This window comes from Streptomyces sp. SD31, assembly GCF_052068475.1.
Classification (GTDB): domain Bacteria; phylum Actinomycetota; class Actinomycetes; order Streptomycetales; family Streptomycetaceae; genus Streptomyces.
Window position 1 is genome coordinate 232141 of the sequence record NZ_JBQHCX010000016.1, and the last position, 21203, is coordinate 253343.

Here is a 21203-nt window from a genome sequence, read left to right on the forward strand (position 1 = left end):
GGGCGCTCCCGAAAGACGCCGACACCGTGTCCGTCCGTTCACGCGGAGGGGCGCCTGGTCCAGAGGTTGCGACGCTAGTGCAGGGACGTTTCAAGAGGGATGGCAGCGCTTCGGCGGAGCCGGAGCACGGCGGGACCGACCGAGGTCCCTCCCCCCAGCACGCCCAGAACCCGGGCCCGGCCCCGTCCGTCGAGGGCGGTGAGCGCCCCGGGCGCCCCGCCGTGTCGGCGTCCTCGGGGGCGACGGCCCCTTCCGCTCCGGCGGCGAAGAAGGCCCCGAAGGGATCCGGCGGCCCCGGCGCGCGAATAGCCCTGCGCAACTGGCGTATCTCCACGCGTCTGGTGGCGCTGCTCACCCTCCCGGTGGTCGCGGCCACCTCGCTGGGCGCGCTGCGCATCAGCGACAACATGGACGACATCCAGCAGCTCGAGAACATGAAGCTGCTGACGGACATGACCAAGCGGGCCACCGAGCTCGCCACCGCGCTCCAGGAGGAGCGCGACCAGTCCGCCGGTCCGCTGGCGCACGGCGCCAAGGCGACCGACTACACGGTCAAGGGCTACCGGGACAAGACGGACCGGGCTGCGGAGAGCTTCCGGGAAGCCTCCGAGGAGATCGACGACAGCAGCAAGGACGGCAACCTCACGGGCGTCCGTGACAACATCGTCCAGCTCGTCCGGGAACTGGGCACCCTCGCCGAGATCCGCAACGTCGCCTACAAGGCCGAGGACAACTCCACCCAGACCGTGGAGGCCTACCACCGGCTGATCACCAACCTGCTCGGCCTCTCGCAGGACATGGCGGAGGCGACCAGCAACCCGGAGATGATCCAGAGCACGCGTGCCCTGGCGGCCTTCTCCTCGGCCAAGGAGTACTCGTCCATCCAGCGCGCGGTCCTCGCGGCGGCGCTGCCGGCGAACAACACCGCCGCGGGCGACCTGTCGGAGAACGACCGGTTGTACGCCGACTCCGCGCTGGAGAGCCAGAAGTCCGAGCTCCGCAGCTTCAAGAGCATCTACGGCTCGGAGTCCGCCGAGGAGCTCCTGAAGCCGATCGGCGAGAACAACGCGACGATCAAGGCGACCGACACCTACGCCAACCGCGCCCTCACCACCGACACCGGTCTGCAGTCGCTGGAGAAGCGGTCGTACCGGGACTGGGTGGACGACAGCACCACCAAGATCCAGCAGATGCGCGCCATCGAGACGACGCTGCTGGAGGACATGGAGCAGAAGGCCCGCGAGCTGCGCAACGAGTCGGAGCGCGAGGCGATCATCTCCGGTGCGCTGATCCTGCTCGTGCTCGGTGTCTCGCTGGTCGGCGCGTTCGTCGTCGCCCGCTCCATGATCCGCTCGCTGCGCCGCCTGGAGGAGACCGCCACCAAGGTCGCCCAGGACCGACTGCCCGAGCTGGTCAAGCAGCTCTCCGAGTCCGACCCGCAGGACGTCGACACCTCCGTCGAGTCGGTCGGTGTGCACTCCCGGGACGAGATCGGCCAGGTGGCCGCGGCCTTCGACGACGTGCACCGCGAGGCGGTCCGCCTCGCCGCCGAGCAGGCCCTGCTGCGGGGCAACGTCAACGCGATGTTCACCAACCTCTCGCGCCGCTCCCAGGGCCTCATCCAGCGTCAGCTCTCGCTCATCTCCGAACTGGAGTCCCGCGAGGCCGACCCGGACCAGCTGTCCTCGCTGTTCAAGCTCGACCACCTCGCGACGCGTATGCGCCGTAACGGTGAGAACCTCCTCGTCCTCGCAGGTGAAGAGCCCGGCCGCCGCTGGACCCGCCCGGTCCCGCTGGTCGACGTGCTCCGTGCCGCCGCGTCCGAGGTGGAGCAGTACGAGCGCATCGAGCTGGCCTCCGTGCCGACCACCGAAGTGGCCGGCCGTGTGGTCAACGACCTCGTGCACCTGCTCGCCGAGCTGCTGGAGAACGCGACCTCGTTCTCCTCCCCGCAGACCAAGGTCAAGGTCACCGGTCACGCGCTGCCCGACGGCCGCGTGCTGATCGAGATCCACGACACCGGCATCGGCCTCTCCCCCGAGGACCTCGCCGCGATCAACGAGCGGCTCGCCTCGCCGCCCACCGTGGACGTCTCCGTCTCCCGCCGCATGGGCCTCTTCGTGGTCGGTCGTCTGTCGCAGCGGCACGGCATCCGCATCCAGCTGCGCCCGTCCGACTCCGGCGGTACGACCGCGCTGGTCATGCTCCCCGTCGACGTCGCCCAGGGCGGCAAGAAGCCCGCTCCGGGCAAGCCCGGTCCGGGCGGTCCGGGTGTCTCCGGTGGTCCGGCCGCCGCGCAGGCCGCCGCCGGTGCGGCTGCCGCCCGTCGCCAGGCCCAGGCCCAGGCCCAGGCCGGCAGCGGCTCCCTCGGCGCCGGTGCGCCGGGTGGTGGTGCGCTCGGTGCCGGTGCGTCCGGTGGGGGCCGGCTCGGTGCCGGTCAGGGACCGCGGGCCGCGCTGCCGGGGCGTGATGGTGGCGGACTTCCCGGTGGACCGGGTGCACCGCGTGGACCGCAGGGTCCGGGCGCGCCGTCGCAGGGCCGGCCTCCGGCCGGTGCGGGCGCCGGGTTCGGTGGCCAGGCTCCGGGTGCCCCGCAGGGTCTGCAGGCCGCGGGCACGGGTCAGGACCCCTTCGGTGGCTCCCGTGGCGCCTCCTCCGGCCTCGACCAGTCGCGGCCGGGTGGACCCTCGTCGCCGCAGTCCCCGCCCGCCGGCAACGAGAAGGGCCGCCGGGGCCGTCAGCCGCAGCTGCCGCCGCGTGGTGGACCGCGTGCCGAGCTGCCCGGCGGCAACCAGCCGTCCCGCCCCAGCTGGAGCGACGAGAACGCGCAGCCGCCGGTGCCGCGCGCCTCGCTCGACACCCCGCGGGGACACGACGAGGACCCCGCACAGACCTCCCGGATGCCACAGATCGACGACTTCCAGGGTCCCGGCTCCACCGCCGAGATCCCGGCGATCGGACGCCCCGACGGCCGCCAGGGCCCGGGCCCGAACGCCGGCCCGTCGGACTTCGGCCGCCTGGACTTCGGCGCCCCGGCCCCGGGTGGGTACGACTCGCAGAGCACGGGCCAGTCCACTCGCCCCGGTGCGAACGAGCCGCAGAACAACGGTCAGTTCGTCCGCTCGGACGTCTTCGGCACCCCGAACGGGCAGAACAACTCGTCGCAGACGGGCCAGTTCGCCTCGCCGCAGGGGTACGACGGCAGCTCGACGGGCCAGCACGCCCTGCCCGGCCGCCAGAACCCCGACTCCACCGGGCAGTTCGAGCGGCCGCAGGTCAACGGCACGTACGGCGGCGGCTCCGACTTCGGCGCCCAGCAGCCCCCGGTCCCGCCGCGTCCGCAGCAGCGGGCCGCACGCCAGGAGCCCGAGGCGCTGCCGCCGGCGGGTCCCGGTGACGGCCGTACCCCGCTGTACGACACGCTGGAGACCAACTGGTTCCACGGCGGCCCGCAGGGCAACCAGCAGGGCCGTCAGCCCGGCGCGGGCGGCTCGGCTCCGGCTTCCGCCCCGCAGCAGCCGCAGGCTTCCGCGGCTCCGGCGCAGCCGTCCTCCGCTCCCCAGCGGACCTCATCGACCGCCTGGCGCAGCTCGCCGAACGACGACCTCGTACGGCAGGCGGAACGCGTCCGGCAGCCGGCCGCAGGCGGTGTCACCACCTCCGGCCTGCCGCGCCGGGTACCTCGGGCGAACCTCGTCCCGGGCACGGCTCAGCAGCAACAGCACCAATCCGGTCCGGCTGTCTCGCGTGCGCCTGACGACGTACGCGGCCGGCTGACCAATCTCCGTCGGGGTATCGCGCAAGGTCGCCAGGTCGGTAACGGCCAGACCGGCAGCTTCCCGAACCCCACTCACCAGCAGGAGCGTTAGTTGAGCCAGATGAGCCAGGCGGCACAGAACCTCAACTGGTTGATCACCAACTTCGTGGACAACACCCCCGGGGTGTCCCACACCGTCGTCGTGTCCGCCGACGGCCTTCTGCTGGCGATGTCCGAGGGTTTCCCGCGTGACCGTGCCGACCAGCTGGCGGCCGTCGCATCGGGTCTGACCTCGCTCACGGCAGGGGCCTCCCGGATCTTCGAGGGCGGCAGCGTGGCACAGACCGTCGTCGAGATGGAGCGAGGATTCCTCTTCCTCATGTCCGTCTCGGATGGTTCGTCCCTGGCCGTTCTCGCCCACCCCGAGTGCGACATCGGCCTCGTCGGCTACGAGATGGCGCTGCTGGTCGACCGCGCGGGCGCAGTGCTCACGCCGGACCTGCGCGCCGAGCTCCAAGGCAGTCTGCTCCACTGATCACCCGCGGATCCACCCGTCTCACCAAATCACCGTCCGGCCGCCACAATCCCCCCATCGGCCTTCACCTGACGGCTTGACTGACCGACTTGCTGTCCCCGCCCGGAGGATTCATGACCCCGCCCACCGCCTCTCATGATCCGTACGCGGAGCCGTACGAGGATGAGGGCGACCAGCCGCTGGTACGTCCGTACGCGATGACCGGCGGCCGGACCCGGCCCCGCTACCAGCTGGCCATCGAGGCCCTGATCAGCACCACGGCCGACCCGGCAGCGCTCATGGGGCTCCTTCCGGAGCACCAGCGCATCTGCCACCTGTGCCGTGAGGTGAAGTCGGTCGCCGAGGTCTCCGCGCTGCTGTCCATGCCGCTGGGCGTGGCCAGGATCCTGGTCGCGGACCTCGCTGAGGCCGGCCTGGTCGCCATCCACCAGCCGGGCGGCGACGAGAACAACGGCGGCGCTCCGGATGTGACGCTGCTCGAAAGGGTGCTCAGTGGACTTCGCAAGCTCTGAACCGGGCCGGGCGACCACCTCCGCCAAGATCGTGGTGGCGGGTGGCTTCGGCGTGGGCAAGACCACGTTCGTGGGCGCCGTCTCGGAGATCAACCCGCTGCGCACCGAGGCCGTCATGACCTCCGCGAGCGCGGGCATCGACGACCTCACGCACACCGGGGACAAGACCACCACCACGGTGGCCATGGACTTCGGCCGCATCACCCTGGACCAGGACCTGATCCTGTACCTCTTCGGTACGCCCGGCCAGGACCGCTTCTGGTTCATGTGGGACGACCTGGTGCGCGGCGCGATCGGCGCCGTCGTCCTGGTGGACACCCGCCGCCTCGCCGACTGCTTCCCGGCGGTCGACTACTTCGAGAACAGCGGACTTCCCTTCGTCATCGCCCTCAACGGCTTCGACGGACACCAGCCCTACACACCCGACGAGGTGCGCGAGGCACTGCAGATCGGCCCGGACGCGCCGATCATCACCACGGACGCCCGGCACCGGGCCGATGCCAAGAGCGCGCTGATCACGCTGGTCGAGCACGCCCTGATGGCGCGGCTGCGGTAGCGCAAGTCGGAAGCGCAATACGGCAGTTGTCGTAGATGCGGCGGAGCCGACTGTGGCCTTTGACACGGTCGGCTCCCTTGTTCATAACGTTTCGGCAGAGGAATCGGGTGGTACGGCCACTCGTCGCGGTCAAGCGGTATCGCTGCGCGTACGAACGCCCCGTCTTTTGGCGGGGCTCGTTCTGTATGACCGTTTTATCTAGGGCTTACATCACTCGTTATCCTCCTCTTCCACTGTTTGGAAGAGCGCAGGCCGACGTGCTGGAATGCGAGAACTGCCCAATAGTCAAAGACGTACTCAGCAGTACTACGTACTCGATGGCGAACTGGGCTCTGAGACACAGCGGCACATACGTAGGTGCCGACCCCGCCGGAAGGTTGTTGGTCGAGTGAGGCGAAGCAAGAGCAGTCCCGAGCCGTCGGCCCGGGGCAACTTCACCCCGCCGCCGCGCGGAGCGGCGCCCACCCCTGTGCCCGGATCGGAACCCACGGCGGCGCCTGCGCCAAGCGGCGGCCGTCTCTCGCCGCGCAACTGGCGCGTGCCGACCCGGCTGAACGCGATCCTGCTCATACCCGTGCTGGTCGGCCTCGTCATGGGCGGCTTCCAGGTGAAGAGCTCGATCGACACCTGGCAGGAGGCCGAGGACGCGGAGAACACCGCGCGTCTGGTCCGGGCCTCCCTGAACTACGCCGACGCCCTCTACAACGAGCGTGACGTCACGGCGGCGCCGCTGCTGCAGGGCAAGGGCGAGGACGACAAGACGGTCACCGCGGCCCGTGACAACACGGACAAGGCAGCCGACGAGTTCGACGCCGCCGCGCAGAACATGCCGCAGAAAGCGGGCCTGGAGCGCCGTCTCAGGGTGTTCCGGGATGCCGAGCCGGGGCTCGCCGACCTGCGTGCGGCGGCCTACACCAACAAGCTCACCGGTGTGCAGACCGAGGAGGGCTACGTCGAGGTCGCGCACCCTCTGACGGAGTTCGCCAATGAGCTCGGTCTGGGCACCGGCAACATCACCTCCTACGGCCGCACGGTCTACGCCATCGAGCTCACCAAGGCGGCCCTGTCGCTGCAGCGCTCCATCGGTATGCACCTGCTGGTCAAGCCCGGCCCCACCGCGAGCAGCTTCGCCAGCCAGCGGGTCGCTCTCTCCTCGTATGCCTACCTGGAAGGCATCGCCATCGAGGAGTACAAGGGCGGTGGCACCGAAGCCGACGCGCAGAAGCTCGAGGACGCCAAGAAGGAGATCACGGCCGAGGGCGCGGCCATGGCCAAGGAGGCCGCGGCCAAGGACCCTGACTACGTCCCGCCGCCGGCCGACCCGACCGATATGGTCAAGGCCCTCGTCGGCCTCGAGTCCCCCGCCCCCAGCGCCCGCGCCGCACTCGCCGAGAAGGGCGTCACCGCGCAGAACTGGTGGGCGGTCAACACCCTCAAGTTCAACGCCTACCGCCAGATCGAGTCCGACCTGGCGGACACCGCGGTGAACGAGGCCTCCAACATCGCCGACGACGCCAAGCGCGACGCCCTCATCACCGGTGCCGCCGTCGTGGTCGCCCTGCTCGCCGCGTTCATCCTGGCCGGTATGGTCGCCCGCCAGATGTCCCGCGCGATGCGCCAGCTGCGCAACGCCGCCTTCGGCATCGCCGAGCAGCGGCTGCCGATGCTGGTCGACCAGCTCTCGCGCACCGACCCCGGCCGCGTGGACACCCGCGTCCAGCCCATCCCGATCAACACCCGCGACGAGATCGGCGAGGTCGCCCGCGCCTTCGACCAGGTCCACCGCGAGGCCGTCCGGCTCGCCGCCGAGCAGGCCCTGCTGCGGGGCAACATCAACGCGATCTTCACCAACCTCTCGCGCCGCAACCAGTCGCTGATCGAGGGCCAGCTGACCCTGATCACCGACCTGGAGAACAACGAGGCCGACCCGGACCAGCTGGAGAACCTCTTCCGCCTGGACCACCTCGCGACCCGTATGCGCCGCAACGGCGAGAACCTCCTCGTCCTCGCCGGCGAGGAGCCCGGCCGCCGCTGGGACCAGCCGGTCCCGCTGGTCGACGTCCTGCGCGCCGCCTCCTCCGAGGTGGAGCAGTACGAGCGCATCGAGCTGTCGGGCGTCCCGGAGGCCGAGATCCACGGCCGCGCCGTGACCGACCTCGTGCACCTGCTCGCCGAGCTGCTGGAGAACGCCACCACGTTCTCCTCCCCGCAGACCAAGGTCCGCGTGACCGCGACCCGTCTCCCCGACGGCCGCGTCATGATCGAGATCCACGACAAGGGCATCGGCCTCACCGCCGAGGACTTCGCGGACATCAACCACAAGCTGGCCAACCCGCCGACCGTGGACGCCGCGATCTCGCAGCGCATGGGCCTGTTCGTGGTCGGCCGGCTGTCCGACCGGCACGGCATCCGCGTCCAGCTGCGCCCCTCCGGCGAGCAGGCCGGCACCACCTCGCTGGTCATGCTGCCCGACGCGATCACCCACGGTGGTGGCGGCGAACAGCACTCGGCCCAGGACGACTTCACCGTCTCGCAGATCATCCCGGAGCAGAACTTCCAGGGTGAGAACTTCAACCAGGTGCCGATGCGTACGGCCGCGGAGCTCGGCTTCGACGACAGCCGCTACACCGAGGTCCCGGACGACATCCGCGAGCTGGACCCCGTTGGCCGTTCCCTGATGCGCGAGGAGCGCCGTGCGGCCCTGGAGGCCCAGAACCACGGCGAGCAGCCCGGCCAGGAGACGTCTGCGGCGCCCGGGTACGACGACTTCACCGGTCAGCCGGCCTACGACGGCCAGAGCGGCTTCCCCGAGCAGCGCGGCGGGTTCGACCAGCAGCCGTCGTACGACGAGCAGCGCCAGTCGTACGAGGAGCAGCGGCAGACGTCGTACGAGGAGCAGCAGCCGGCTGCGTACGAGGAGCAGCAGCGGCAGTCGTACGACGACACGTACTACGCGCCGAACGGCGGCCTGCAGCAGAACGACACCTACTCGTCGGGCGGCGGCTACCCCGAGCCCTCGTATCCGGAGGCGACTCGTGAGGAGCCCGCGGCCGCGAGCGCGTCGGCCCCGGAGACCTTCCCCGCCTTCGAACAGCGGCGCCACCAGGATGACTGGCCGCAGCCGAACGGCTACCGCAACGGGTACCAGGACCAGTACGCTCCGGAAACGGAATCTGCGCAGGCCGCTGACTCGAACGAGCACGACCGCGTAGGCTTCGACCGTCCGGGACCGGCCTCCTCCGCCGCCCACGCACTGACCGACGCCGGGTTGCCCCGCCGTGGCGCCGCCGCGAGCGGCACCAACGGCGCTCGGCCGGTGCGGCAGGAATCGCCGGCCCCCACGCCGGAGAGCAACGGCGACAGCAGCTGGCGCTCGGCCAACGACGACCGCTGGCAGCAGGCCGCGCAGCTCCGGAAGCCCAAGGCGGGCGGAGTGACCTCCTCCGGCCTGCCGCGGCGGGTGCCCAAGGCCAACCTGGTCGAGGGAGCCGCCGAGACCACCCCCCAGGGAGGTCCACAGATCTCCCGCGCTCCCGAGGACGTCCGGGGCAGGCTGAGCAACCTGCGCCGCGGGGTCCAGCGGGGACGCAGCGCGGGAAGCGAAACGAACGGTCAGGGCTTCGGTTCTGACAGCACCTACAACCAGGAGCGTTAGTGTGAGCCCGATGAGCCAGGCGGCACAGAACCTGAACTGGTTGATCACCAACTTCGTGGACAACACCCCCGGGGTGTCGCACACGGTGGTGGTCTCCGCCGACGGACTCCTTCTGGCGATGTCCGAAGGCTTCCCCCGCGACCGCGCCGACCAGCTCGCGGCCGTCGCCTCCGGTCTGACGTCTCTGACGGCAGGCGCCTCCCGTATCTTCGAGGGTGGCAGCGTGAACCAGACGGTTGTGGAGATGGAGCGGGGATTCCTCTTCATCATGTCCATCTCCGACGGTTCGTCGCTCGCCGTCCTCGCACATCCGGAGGCGGACATCGGCCTCATCGGGTACGAGATGGCGCTTCTGGTCGACCGAGCCGGTACGGTCCTCACGCCGGATCTTCGTGCGGAGCTTCAAGGCAGCCTGCTCAACTAACAGACAGTCGGTGCGTTTTGACGTCCCGGGGCCGTAAGGTTTCGGGACGCGGCTCCACATGATGGGTGCCAGGCACAGTCGGAGGAGGAGAGAGAGTGGCAACACCCCCAGGCGGTTCATCGTCGGGTAATTGGTCGTACGGTCCTGGCCAGGGCCAGAACGACGGTTCCCAGAACCCGAACCGTTACAACTTCCCCTCCACGCCGAGCCAGCGGCAGCCGTACGCGCCGCAGGGCCCCGGGCCCTCGCCCTACGACCAGCCGCCGGCGCCGCGCATCCAGCCGGTGCAGCCGCAGCGACGCGCCCCTGAGCCGGCGCCCGCCGGGTCGTCGAACAACCCCCTGGTGCGCCCGTACGCCATGACCGGCGGCCGGACGCGCCCGCGCTACCAGCTCGCCATCGAGGCGCTGGTGCACACCACCGCGCAGCCGCACCAGATGCAGGGCCAGTTGCCCGAGCATCAGCGGATCTGCAACCTCTGCCGCGAGATCAAGTCGGTGGCGGAAGTCTCCGCCCTCCTGACGATCCCTCTCGGCGTGGCCAGGATCCTCGTCGCCGACTTGGCGGAGGCGGGCCTGGTCGCCATCCATCAGCCCGGCGGCGACGAGAGCGCCGGCGGCCAGCCAGACGTGACACTGCTCGAAAGGGTGCTCAGTGGACTTCGCAAGCTCTAGCGGCGGTCCTTCCCGCTCCACCACCTCGGCGAAGATCGTGGTGGCGGGTGGCTTCGGCGTGGGCAAGACCACGTTCGTCGGGGCCGTTTCGGAGATCAACCCGCTGCGCACAGAGGCCGTGATGACTTCCGCTTCGGCGGGCATCGACGACCTCACCCACACCGGAGACAAGACGACCACGACGGTCGCCATGGACTTCGGCCGTATCACCCTGGACCAGGACCTGATCCTGTACCTGTTCGGCACCCCCGGTCAGGACCGTTTCTGGTTCATGTGGGACGACTTGGTGCGCGGCGCGATCGGCGCGATCGTCCTGGTGGACACCCGTCGCCTCGCCGACTGCTTCCCCGCGGTCGACTACTTCGAGAACAGCGGCCTGCCGTTCGTGATCGCGCTGAACGGCTTCGACGGCAACCAGCCGTACAACCCGGACGAGGTCCGTGAGGCCCTCCAGATCGGTCCGGACACCCCGATCATCACGACGGACGCCCGCCACCGCGCGGACGCCAAGTCGGCACTGATCACGCTGGTCGAGCACGCGCTGATGGCACGGCTGCGGTAGTCGGCTCTCCGGCGGCCGGCCTTCGGCACGTTTCGCTTGCGGCTCTCGTTTCTCCTGTGGGAGGGATGGGGGCCGTAAGTCGTTTCGGGAGGGGAGACGAGGGTGATCGCAGAGACGGCCGCATTACGGCTGGGCACGACTGTGGCGAACACGGCGGCGCAGATCTGGCTCGGGGGCAAGCGGCGCGATCAGGAACGCCATCTGTCCCTCGAGGAGTTGGCCCGGGTGCGGGTACCCGGGGTGAAGTTCTCGCGGAGTGTGAAGCGGCAGTTCGAGCAGATCGCCGACGCGGTGTTCGACCGTCTGGAGCCGTTCCTGGAGCACGAGTTCAGGAGCTTGGAGGAATCCGGGCGGCAGGCCGTGATCGACGCGGTGTGCGACACGTTCGCGGCGGCGGACCTGTCCGACGAGGCGCTGCTCGCGGCGGACGCCCAGTCGGCCGAGCTGATCCGTCGGATCAACCGGGCGGTGCGCCGGCCGGTGGGGCTGAGCGAGGCGGAGGGCAGCCTGTACGAGCGGCTTTTCACCGAGTGCGTGGAGTACTACGTCCGGATCGTGCGCAGCCTGCCGGTCTTCGAGGAGCGGGCGGCCGCGGAGCTGCTGGTGCGGACGTCCACGCTGGGCGGTGAAGTGGCCCGCATCCTCGAAAAGCTCCCGGACCGCTCCCTGTTCGCGCCGGACGGCACGGACCAGGACACGGCGTTCCGGCGCCGCTATCTCGAGCTGGTCAGCGAGAGCCTCGACGAGGTGGAGCTGTTCCGCCGCGCCTCCGACCGCGCGGCCGCGCAGGTACGGCTGTCGGTGGCGTACGTCAGCCTGCGCGCGACCGGCGACGACAGTGCGTGGCGCCGCACGGCCCGCTCACTGCCCCGTCTGCGGGCCGACATGAGCGACTGGGAGGAGGCGGGCGGCGAGGGTTCCGGGATGCGTGTGGAGGCGGCCCTGCGCGGCTCCTCCCGGGTCCTGCTGCGCGGCGAGGCCGGCTCGGGCAAGACGACCCTGCTGCGCTGGCTGGCGGTCACGGCGGCCCGGGGCGCGTTCACGGGCGAGCTGACGGACTGGAACGGCCTCACCCCGGTCTTCGTGAAGCTACGAGAGTACAGCGGCCGTACCCTGCCCGCGCCGGAGGCGATGCTCGACGGCGTGGCGGCTCCGCTCACCGGGATCATGCCCAGGGGCTGGGTGGAACGGCAGCTCGACAGCGGGCGTGCACTGCTGCTGATCGACGGCGTGGACGAACTGCTCGACCGGGAGCGGCGGGCGGTGCGGGAGTGGCTGCGGCGGCTGCTGTCGACGTACCCCGACGTGCGGGTGGTGGTCACCTCCCGCCCTGCCGCGGCGGGGGCGGACTGGCTGCGACGGGAGGACTTCGCGGCCCTGCACCTGGACCGTATGACGCCGCCGGACCTGGCCGCCTTCGTCCGGCAGTGGCATCAGGCGGTGCGGGAACTGGGCGACGAGTTGCCATGTGCGGTGGACGAACTCCCGCAGTACGAGCAGTCGTTGCTGACAAGCCTGAAGGACCGGGCGCATCTTCAGTCGCTGGCGGGGACACCGTTGCTGGCGGCGATGCTGTGTGCGATGCATCTGAACCGAGGGCGCCAACTGCCCCGGGACCGGATGGAGTTGTACCGCAGCGCTTTGCACACGCTGGTCCACGACCGGGACGCCGACCGCAATGTGCCGAGCGCGGTGGACAGCGCGCTGAGCCTGGGCGACAAGCTGATCCTGCTGCGGGATCTGGCGTGGCGGTTGTCGGACAACAACCGGAGCGAGATCGCGCTGGAGCAGGCGGCTGTTCATGTGGGCGCGCGACTGCGGGCGATGCGGCATCTGGAGCCGATGGACGGCGAGGCGGTGCTGCGGCAGTTACGGGACCGCTCGGGGCTGCTGCGCTCCCCCGCGCAGGGGCGGCTGGACTTCGTGCACCGGACGTTCCAGGAGTACCTCGCGGCGGAGGAGGCCGCCGAGGAGGACCGGATGGGCAACCTGGTCGGCCGGGCGCATCTGGACCAGTGGCGGGAGACGGTCATCATGGCCGCGGGGCACGCCAACGCCCGCCAGCGGGCGGAACTGCTCGGCGGCATCCTGGACCGGGCGGAGGAGGAGCCTCGGCACGCGCGGGCGCTGCGGCTGGTGGCGGCATCGTGTCAGGAGACGTTGCCGTCGGTGTCGGAGGAGCTGGCGGGGCGGCTGGAGGAAGCAGTCTCGCGGCTCCTTCCGGCGCGGCGGGAGACGGATCCTCCGTCGTTGGCGGCGGTGGGGCCGAGTCTGCTGCGGTGGTTGCCGCGGTCGGGGCTGGGGCTGTCGGAGAAGGCCGCGGCGCAGACGGTGCGGACCGCTGCGCTGATCGGCGGCCCGGAGGCGTTGGGCCTGCTGGAGGGGTACACCCGGGACGAGCGGAGGGAGGTGATCCGTGCGCTGATCGATGCCTGGGCCTACTTCGACGCGGACAGCTACGTCGACCGGGTGCTGTCCCGGTTGGCACTCAGCGATCAGACGGTGAGGCTCTCCCATTCCGCCCAGTGGCCGACGGTGACCCGGCTGAGGTCGCTCACCCATCTGGCCATCGAACATCCCTTCGCGGATTTCGCTGCCGTGGCCGAGCTGTCCCCACTGGTCAGCCTGCGCGCCGAGGAGCTAAGCGGTGAGGTCGACCTTCTGGCGCTCCGAAGCCACCCGGCCCTGTACAACCTCTCCCTGCTGGGCGACATCTCGGTGGACAACCTGGAAGTGCTGGGTGAGCTGGCGAGGTTGAAGTTTCTCTACCTCGAACTCGGCGGCACCCAGCAGGTCGACAGCCTGCCTCTCGGGCCGGAGCTCTCCTACGTCGCCCTCTGGGGGATGCGGGCGACCACGGACCTTGCTTTCCTCGGCGACTGCTCGCGACTGACGCTTCTCCAGTTGCTCGCCGACGAGCCTTGCCTGCCCGGGGGCTTGGACGAGGTTGCCGCAACGCCCGGCCTGCACCTCGCACTTCACAACATCGATGTCCGTGCTTGGCTGGCATCCCCGGGATTCACACCTCCCAAGGTCCGCCTGCTCAGTCTCTATGGCTGTGTCACGCCGGACGACCCCGGCGCCCTGGACTTCCGGGGTACCGAGGTCGCCATCAACTGAGCTCAGCGCCAGCTGTGCGGCGCCCGGAACCCGGGCTCGCGCTCCAGGCGGCGCCAACCCGCCTTCGCGCGGCCGCGGTGGGCCGGGGTGGTGTCGGAGGGCTGGGCGGCGGCGCGGGCCAGGAGGATCGCGGTGATGGCCGCGACTTCCTCGGGCTCGGCGTGGCCCTTCTCGACGCGGATGTCAGGGGGGTTCATAGGTCACAGTCTCCGTGAGAGAGGTTTCCGCGGGGGTACCGCGAAGGATCCGCTGGGTTACTGCGGGGGGTTGCCGTGCTTGCGGGACGGCAGGTCGGCGTGCTTGGTCTGGAGCATCGCCAGGGACTTGATGAGCACCTCGCGGGTCTCCGCGGGGTCGATCACGTCGTCCACGAGGCCACGCTCGGCCGCGTAGTAGGGGTGCATGAGCTCGGACTTGTACTCCTTGACCATGCGGGCCCGCATGGCCTCGGGGTCCTCGGCCTCGGCGATCTGCCGGCGGAAGATGACGTTGGCCGCACCTTCCGCGCCCATGACGGCGATCTCGTTCGTCGGCCAGGCGTAGGTGAGGTCCGCGCCGATGGACTGGCTGTCCATGACGATGTAGGCGCCTCCATACGCCTTGCGCAGGATCAGCGAGATCCGCGGCACGGTCGCGTTGCAGTAGGCGTACAGAAGCTTCGCGCCGTGGCGGATGATGCCGCCGTGCTCCTGGTCGACGCCCGGGAGGAACCCGGGGACGTCCAGGAAAGTGACGATCGGAATGTTAAAAGCGTCACACATCTGGACAAAGCGCGCAGCTTTTTCCGATGCCTCGATGTCGAGGACGCCGGCGAGGGACTGCGGCTGGTTGGCCACGATGCCGACCACCTGGCCGTCCAGCCGGGCCAGCGCGCAGATGATGTTGCGCGCCCAGCGCTCGTGGACCTCGAGGTACTCGCCGTCGTCGACGATCTCCTCGATGACCTTCGCCATGTCGTAGGGCCGGTTGCCGTCCGCCGGAACCAGGTCCAGCAGGACGTCCGAGCGGCGGTCGGCGGCGTCCGTGGAGTCCACCCGGGGCGGGTTCTCGCGGTTGTTCTGGGGCAGCAGCGAGAGGAGGTAGCGGACCTCCGCGATGCACGTCTCCTCGTCGTCGTACGCGAAGTGGCAGACGCCGCTCGTCTCCGCATGCACGTCCGCGCCGCCCAGGCCGTTCTGGGTGATCTCCTCGCCCGTCACCGCCTTGACCACGTCCGGGCCGGTGATGAACATCTGGGACGTCTCGCGGACCATGAAGACGAAGTCCGTCAGGGCGGGCGAGTACGCCGCGCCGCCCGCGCACGGGCCGAGCATGACCGAGATCTGCGGGATGACACCGCTCGCCTTGGTGTTGCGCTGGAAGATGCCGCCGTAGCCGGCGAGGGCGGAGACGCCCTCCTGGATGCGGGCGCCCGCGCCGTCGTTCAGGGAGACCAGCGGGGCACCGGCCGCGATGGCCATGTCCATGATCTTGTGGATCTTCGTGGCGTGGGCCTCGCCCAGCGCGCCGCCGAAGATCCGGAAGTCGTGCGCGTACACGAAGACCGTCCGGCCCTCCACCGTGCCCCAGCCGGTGATGACACCGTCGGTGTACGGCTTCTTGGTCTCCAGGCCGAAACCCTGGGCGCGGTGCCGGCGCAGCTGCTCGACCTCCCGGAAGGAGCCCGGGTCCAACAGCAGCTCGATCCGCTCCCGGGCGGTCAGCTTGCCCTTGGCGTGCTGCGCCGCGGTCGCCTTCTCGCTCGGGCCGGCCAGCGCCTGCGCACGGATCTCGTGCAGCTCGGCCGTCCGCCCGTGGGCGTCGATCGGCTCACCCGGTGCCTCATCCAAAACGGTCATGTAGCGACCTTACGAAGGACAACAAGGAAAGCGAGCCGTTGACTCCGTACAGTCTCCGGAGTGTTTTCCTGGTACCACTGAACAGAACCATCCCGGCATGCAGCCCTTCCGACTGCTCAGAGGGCCTGCGCGTTGTAGGGGCCGCACAAAGACGTCAGCCGAGAGCCACCTCACATCGGTGGGTCGCACATACCATCCCCGGAGTGACACGGAGGCGCAGTCGGCGGCCCGTCGCGAGGATCTCGACCGAGTCGTCCGCGCGCAGGACGCGGCGCACGGGGTGCTCCCAGGTGATCTCCAGCGGCTCGCCGGTGCGCGGCGGCTCGCTCACGCAGAGCGTAGCGGTACGGCCGCCGCGGCGGAGCAGCACACTCGCGCCGGCGGACGCGGTGAGCGGGCCGGTCGTGCCGGGCTGCCAGAAGTTGACGGCCGTCAGGCCCAGGGAGGGCACGTGCACCGCCTGGCGCGCCTTGTCGTTGGCGAGGACCGACAGCCAACGGCGGCCCAGCGCGGCCCGGCCCGCGACCTCGCGCCGACCGGCGCCGGGCATGAGCAGGTAGACGTACGACGCGTCCGTGGGGTCCGTGCCGTGGTCCAGCCAGAGGGTCTGCCAGCGGCGGGTGCGGCGCTCGGTCGTACTGGTGGTGTTGATGTCGGCCCAGGCGCCGGTGCGGTCCTCGCGCAGGGTGCGCAGATCGCCGTACGGCACCACCCAGCCGCCGTGACCCTCCAGATGCGCCCAGCCCGGGCCGCGTACGAAGGCCTGGGTGCCGCCCTCCCCCAGGTTCCGGTTGTCGACGACGGTCTCGACGGGGACGCCGTCGGCGCAGGTGATCCCTGCCCCGAGGCAGATCACGGCGTCCTCTGCGCAGAACCATGACTTACGGGCTTCGAGCGTCGACCCCAGGCCCTTCAGATGCTGCCCGATCGCCGCGTACTCGCCGTCGGTCGTGCCGCCGACCCACCGCACGTCGGGCTTGGGCTCGCCCCATTCGCCGCCGGCCTTGTCGGGGAGGCGGAGCGTGGAGACGGTCGTACCCGGGAGCCGGTACCAGTCGACGGTCGGCCAATACCAGTCGGTGTACTGGTCCCCCAGGCCCTCCGCCCACCAGGAGAGCATCCCGGCGCCGGTGTGCCAGCCGCGCGGGTTCTCGCCGTTGCCGCACTCGTAGTGGGCGATGCGGTCACCGGCCATGGCGATGTTCGCGACGAAGCCGGGGCGGCGGTGGACGGCTCGGTCCATGGCGGCGAAGAGGTGGTGGCCGGTGGGTTCGGGGGCGGCCGGGACGGGTGACTCGGCGACGGCGTTCAGGCGTGCGAGGTCCGCGACGCCGAACTGACGGGCCGTCAAGATCGGGGTGACCGTGTCCCGTTCGATCCATCCCTTGATACGGCCGCACCAGCGCTCCCGTTCCGCCGCGCTCGCGCCGCCCGCGAGCAGGGCCATGGCGGCGATGACGCCCTGGCCGTGGAAGTGGTCGCTGCGCATCACGTGCCGGTCGTCGCTCTTGAGGTAACCCCGGCTGATGGCACGGCCGTTGACGCTGTCCATGATCAGCCCGTCGTGGATGAGCGGGGCGAAGGCACGCTCGACGCTGTCCAGGACGATCTGCTTGTTCGGGTCGGTCACCTCCCACTCGGATCCGGCGAGCAGGGCGAAGAGGCGGCCGAGGCCGTCGAGGAGGACCTGGCCGTAGGTGCCGGAGTAGGCGACCCAGGTGTGCTGGACGAACGAACCGTCGGCGTAGAGGCCGTCGCCCTTCGTGACATACGGGAAGACCGGGGAGAGCGCGTCTCGGGCGAGGGCGATCTTCGCCGGGGTGCGGCCGAGGATGCCGCGCAGGGCGACGCTGCGGCAGAGGTCGACGCGGTTGGCGCCGGTGGAGGTGCCGGAGTAGTCGGTGAGCATCGCGTCCGGGATGAAATGGTCGACGGCTGCGCAGGCGGCGGCGATCCGGGCGTCGCCGAGGTGGCCGTGCAGGGCGGCCGTGATGTCCATCAGCAGGCGGGGGCTGCCGATCTGCCATTCCCACCAGTTGCCGTAGCGGGTGGTGGAGGGGTTGTAGATCGTGGCGGAGAGGTGGTCGAGGCCGCGCAGGACGTCGGCGAGGAGGGTCGGGTCGGCGGTGGAGCCGGTGCCGGGCTGGACGTAGGCCTGGGTCATGGTCCACAGGCGGCCGTAACTCCGGGTGATGCCGGCGGGTGGGTCGTAGGGGTGGCCGGGCCAGAGGGAGGTGGGGGTGGGGGCCATGGTGGTCTGGAAGCCGCGGGCGAGGGTGCCGGTTTCGGCGAGGCGGGTGGCGTACGGCTCGGCGGTCGGGTCGTAGTCGGCGCCGAGGGCGATGTCGAGCCAGCGGAGGCGGAGGGCGTCGTAGGGGTCGGCGGCGTGGGCGGCGGGAGCAGCCGTGATCGTAGTCGCGGTCGCGGTCGCGGTCGCGGTCGCGGTCAGGAACGCCGCCGTGCGTAACACGGCTCGACGGGTGGGTCCCATGGAGGCTCTTCGCTGTGGGTTCATGCCCTGGGCATCTACCACCTCAGAGTAATCACGCCAACACCTTGCGGATGATGTTGAATATTGAACGGAATAGGCCTAGGGTCGGTCGCGTTGATGTAGTTAAAGATTCAACATCTAGCGAAGGAGCACGTCATGGCGAACACCGACCTGACCGCCCTGACCGGCGACTACACGATCGACACGGCCCACTCCACGATCGGCTTCACCGTCCGCCACGCCATGGTCACCAACGTCAAGGGCAAGTTCCTCGACTTCAGCGGCTCGCTGCACCTGGACGGCGGCGACCCGTCCGCGTCCGCGGCCTCCATCGACGTCAAGATGGAGAGCATCGACACGGGCTCCGCGGACCGCGACGGGCACCTCAGGAGCGCGGACTTCTTCAAGACGGACGAGTTCCCGACGATGACCTTCCGCTCGACCTCGGCGCAGGCCCTCGGCGGCGACGACTACCGCATCACCGGTGATCTGACGATCCTCGGCACCACCAAACCGCTCACCATCGACCTCGAGTTCAACGGCGCCGCGAAGGACCCGTTCGGCAACGAGCGTGTCGGCTTCGAGGGCAAGGCGGAGATCCTGCGCTCGGAGTGGGGGCTGACCTGGAACGCGGCGCTGGAGACGGGTGGGGTGCTGGTCTCGGACAAGATCAAGCTCATCTTCGATATTTCGGCGATCCGGAACGCGTGACCTCGGGCGGGGCTGGAGCTAGATCCGAGTTTCGGCCCCCGCCTCCAACTTCGCTACCGCCGCGCCTACTTGGGCCGCTCTGCTCTCCGGGGTCCGGGCCTGGAGCACCCCGAGCATGACGAGGTACTGATCCGTCCTGCCGAGCCCGTCGAAGGCGGCCTTGGCCCGGGGGCTCCGTTCCAGTGCGACCGCCAGGTCCTCGGGGACGGTGGCGTGCTTCTGTGACTCGTAGGCCGCCGCCCACCGCCCGTCCGCCTTCGCGGCGTCCACCTCCGCGAGGCCTGCCGGGCGCATGCGGCCGGCAGCCGTCAACTCCTCGACGCGCCGCACATTGACCATCGACCAGAGGCTGCCGGGCCGTCGCGGGGTGATCCTCTGCAGGAAGTACGCGGCGTCGAGACCCCTGCGCCGACCGGTGATCCAGCCGTGGCAGAGCGCCACGTCGTTGACCTCGGCGGCGGTGACGGAGTGGATGCCCGAGCCCTTCTTGGCGACTTTGATCCAGAGGCCGGGATGGGGGGCGGGGTGGCCGGTCAGCCATTGGTCGAGGGCGGTGGCGGAGGCGAAGGCTTGGGGGTCTGGGCCGTCGGAGGTGGTCATGGGGAGACGGTATGTGGGGTATAGGTCAGATTCTGTCCTCCGAGGGGCACGCCTCGCTCACCTCTCCCCTCACCCTCGTAGAGCCGCCGCAAATCCACGAGCAGGATGGGTCGTGGAAGGAGCGACCGCGCTGCTGCACTGGTTCCGCCGCCTGCGCATCCGCTGGGAGATCCGCGACGTCATCCACCACGCGTTCGTCACCCTCGGCTGCGCCGTCATCTGCCGGCGACGACTGCGCACCGCACCTTGTCGAGGGTCAGGGCAGGTGATGCGCCCCGGGGATGGCCTGCTCGATGCGTCGGAACGCATACGAGGCAGTCGGGCCCACGCAGCCTCACATCCGGGATCTCAGCACGTCGACCTCACAGCCCGGCGCGAAGGGGTCGAAGCCGTGCTCGATCAGCCAGCGAACTGCCAGCAGGCTTCGCAACGACCACCACGCGTGGATCACGTCGAGGTCGATGTCGGTGCCATAGCCGGCGATGACGTCGCCGAGGTGCTCCTCGTGTCCGAGCGTGAAGGTGGCGAGGTCGTACAGGGCATCACCCCGGCCCGCCTCGGACCAGTCGATGATGCCGGTGACCTCGTCGCCGTCGACGAAGACGTGCGCGATCTGCAGGTCGCCGTGTGTGAACGCCGGAGTCCACGGCCGGAGCGCGGCCTCGGCGACCTGGCGGTTGCGGGTGACCAGGTCGGCGGGCAGGACGCCGTTCGTCACGAGCAACTCGCACTCGTCGTCGAGTTCCGCCGCCAGCGCGACGATGCTCCGGCCCGCCTGGCCCGGCCGGGACGGCAGCGGCGCGTCGTGCAGCTTCCGGATGGCAGCGCCCGCCGCGGCCCACGCCGCCGGCGACCCGGTCGACGGCCCGCCGAGGCGCCCAAGCGTCGACCCCGGGAGTGCGGCGGTCGCGAGCACCGACGGCTTGCGCCACAGGACCTCCGGGGTCGGGACCGGCGCGAGGGACATCGCCTCGACCTCGACATCGATGCGCGCCGGATCGGCGTCCACCTTCAGGAACACATCGCCGACGCGCAGAGTCGCGCGCTCGGAATGGGCGACGACGACTTTGACCTGATCCATGGGTGACCAGTATCCCGGGGATGTTCGCCGACGTCGCCGGGTTTGTCGCGCGCGATTACGCGGCTGACCGCATCCCGCTACCCAGCAGGAGCGGCCGTCTTCTGCAGTTCCGGTCCGCTCGGCACGAGCCGTGGACCAGGATGAACAGTGTTCGGAACGGTGAGGAGGCGGCGAGGGATCTGGTGAGCGGGCCGAGGCACCCGAACAAGCCGCCAAGGCTCGCCGGAACGCCCGGTCATAGTCACCCTCGCACCTCGAACTCGCACCACACGACCTTGCCGGGATTCCGCTCCCCGACACCCCACTTGTCCGCGAGCGCGGTGACGAGCAGCAGGCCGCGGCCGTGCTCCGACTCCGGCACCGGGTCGTCCGGTACGCGGATCTCGCCTGGGCCGCTGTCATGGAGTTCCACGCGGAGGACGCCGTCGGTGTCCAAGGCGAGTCGCAGAGCGAAGCGCCGACCGGGCGGTACACCGTGGAGCAACGCGTTGGTGGCGAATTCGCTGACACAGAGCTGAACGTCGTCGCTGCGGTCGGCGACGGCCCAGCCGGTCAGGGTCTCGCGGGTGAACTCGCGGGCCAAGCGCACCGATCTGCGGTCCCGTCGGTAGAAGGCCTCGCGGGTGTGGGGGAGTTGGGGTTTGCCGTTCATGGGGCCAGTGTCACTGTGTGTCACTACAGTGGCTC

At 70.1% G+C, this 21203-nt stretch carries 16 protein-coding genes; 10 read left to right on the forward strand and 6 right to left on the reverse strand.

Annotation, left to right across the window (positions count from 1 at the left end):
• The first annotated feature begins 77 nt into the window (after window positions 1-77).
• The 9 genes from ACTMVF_RS31240 to ACTMVF_RS31280 all read left to right on the forward strand — a co-directional run bounded on the left by ACTMVF_RS31240 (window position 78) and on the right by ACTMVF_RS31280 (window position 13795).
• Window positions 78-3869 (forward strand): nitrate- and nitrite sensing domain-containing protein, encoded by a 3792-nt coding sequence (locus ACTMVF_RS31240; RefSeq protein WP_441274438.1) that lies wholly within the window; start codon window positions 78-80, stop codon window positions 3867-3869.
• A gap of 9 nt (window positions 3870-3878) precedes the next feature.
• On the forward strand, window positions 3879-4292 hold the full coding sequence (locus tag ACTMVF_RS31245; RefSeq protein ID WP_003993189.1) for a roadblock/LC7 domain-containing protein: 414 nt from the start codon (window positions 3879-3881) through the stop codon (window positions 4290-4292).
• 113 nt (window positions 4293-4405) lie between these two features.
• Window positions 4406-4804, forward strand: a complete 399-nt coding sequence (locus ACTMVF_RS31250; RefSeq protein WP_003997626.1) for a DUF742 domain-containing protein — start codon at window positions 4406-4408, stop codon at window positions 4802-4804.
• Window positions 4785-5360, forward strand: a complete 576-nt coding sequence (locus ACTMVF_RS31255; protein WP_030051303.1) for a GTP-binding protein — start codon at window positions 4785-4787, stop codon at window positions 5358-5360. Before ACTMVF_RS31250 ends, ACTMVF_RS31255 begins: the two co-directional genes overlap by 20 nt.
• A gap of 388 nt (window positions 5361-5748) precedes the next feature.
• Complete coding sequence (locus tag ACTMVF_RS31260) at window positions 5749-9015, forward strand: nitrate- and nitrite sensing domain-containing protein (protein WP_441274439.1); 3267 nt, start codon at window positions 5749-5751, stop codon at window positions 9013-9015.
• Window positions 9016-9025: 10 nt separating this feature from the next.
• Window positions 9026-9439 carry a roadblock/LC7 domain-containing protein gene (locus ACTMVF_RS31265; protein WP_004983065.1) on the forward strand — a complete coding sequence of 138 codons (414 nt, stop codon included), beginning with the start codon at window positions 9026-9028 and terminating at the stop codon, window positions 9437-9439.
• Window positions 9440-9534: 95 nt separating this feature from the next.
• Window positions 9535-10113: a DUF742 domain-containing protein gene (locus ACTMVF_RS31270; protein ID WP_441274440.1), complete on the forward strand. Its 579-nt coding sequence runs from the start codon at window positions 9535-9537 to the stop codon at window positions 10111-10113.
• The gene (locus ACTMVF_RS31275; protein WP_026248371.1) at window positions 10094-10675 is read left to right on the forward strand and encodes a GTP-binding protein; all 582 of its coding nucleotides are present in this window, start codon (window positions 10094-10096) and stop codon (window positions 10673-10675) included. The genes ACTMVF_RS31270 and ACTMVF_RS31275 overlap by 20 nt, the downstream gene beginning before the upstream one ends.
• A gap of 102 nt (window positions 10676-10777) precedes the next feature.
• On the forward strand, window positions 10778-13795 hold the full coding sequence (locus tag ACTMVF_RS31280) for an NACHT domain-containing protein (RefSeq protein WP_441274441.1): 3018 nt from the start codon (window positions 10778-10780) through the stop codon (window positions 13793-13795).
• Window positions 13796-13797: 2 nt separating this feature from the next.
• On the opposite strand, the gene ACTMVF_RS31285 is transcribed toward ACTMVF_RS31280, so the two are convergent.
• The 3 genes from ACTMVF_RS31285 to ACTMVF_RS31295 all read right to left on the reverse strand — a co-directional run bounded on the left by ACTMVF_RS31285 (window position 13798) and on the right by ACTMVF_RS31295 (window position 18124).
• Window positions 13798-13992: an acyl-CoA carboxylase subunit epsilon gene (locus tag ACTMVF_RS31285; RefSeq protein ID WP_441274442.1), complete on the reverse strand. Its 195-nt coding sequence runs from the start codon at window positions 13990-13992 to the stop codon at window positions 13798-13800.
• 57 nt (window positions 13993-14049) lie between these two features.
• Complete coding sequence (locus tag ACTMVF_RS31290) at window positions 14050-15633, reverse strand: acyl-CoA carboxylase subunit beta (RefSeq protein ID WP_441274443.1); 1584 nt, start codon at window positions 15631-15633, stop codon at window positions 14050-14052.
• Between the two features lie 154 nt (window positions 15634-15787).
• Window positions 15788-18124 (reverse strand): polysaccharide lyase 8 family protein, encoded by a 2337-nt coding sequence (locus ACTMVF_RS31295; RefSeq protein ID WP_441274444.1) that lies wholly within the window; start codon window positions 18122-18124, stop codon window positions 15788-15790.
• A gap of 156 nt (window positions 18125-18280) precedes the next feature.
• Here ACTMVF_RS31295 and ACTMVF_RS31300 point away from each other — a divergent pair, with 156 nt between their 5' ends.
• The gene (locus ACTMVF_RS31300) at window positions 18281-18835 is read left to right on the forward strand and encodes a YceI family protein (protein ID WP_441274445.1); all 555 of its coding nucleotides are present in this window, start codon (window positions 18281-18283) and stop codon (window positions 18833-18835) included.
• A gap of 18 nt (window positions 18836-18853) precedes the next feature.
• Here the strand turns inward: ACTMVF_RS31300 and ACTMVF_RS31305 are convergent, their stop codons facing one another.
• From ACTMVF_RS31305 to ACTMVF_RS31315, 3 genes are all read right to left on the reverse strand, one after another.
• Entirely contained in the window at window positions 18854-19435 is a 582-nt protein-coding gene (locus ACTMVF_RS31305; RefSeq protein WP_441274446.1) for a YdeI/OmpD-associated family protein, read from the reverse strand.
• Window positions 19436-19769: 334 nt separating this feature from the next.
• A complete protein-coding gene (locus tag ACTMVF_RS31310; RefSeq protein ID WP_441274447.1) occupies window positions 19770-20516 on the reverse strand; it encodes a phosphotransferase family protein in 747 nt (248 codons plus the stop codon).
• 241 nt (window positions 20517-20757) lie between these two features.
• Window positions 20758-21168: an ATP-binding protein gene (locus ACTMVF_RS31315; protein ID WP_441274448.1), complete on the reverse strand. Its 411-nt coding sequence runs from the start codon at window positions 21166-21168 to the stop codon at window positions 20758-20760.
• Window positions 21169-21203: the final 35 nt, after the last annotated feature.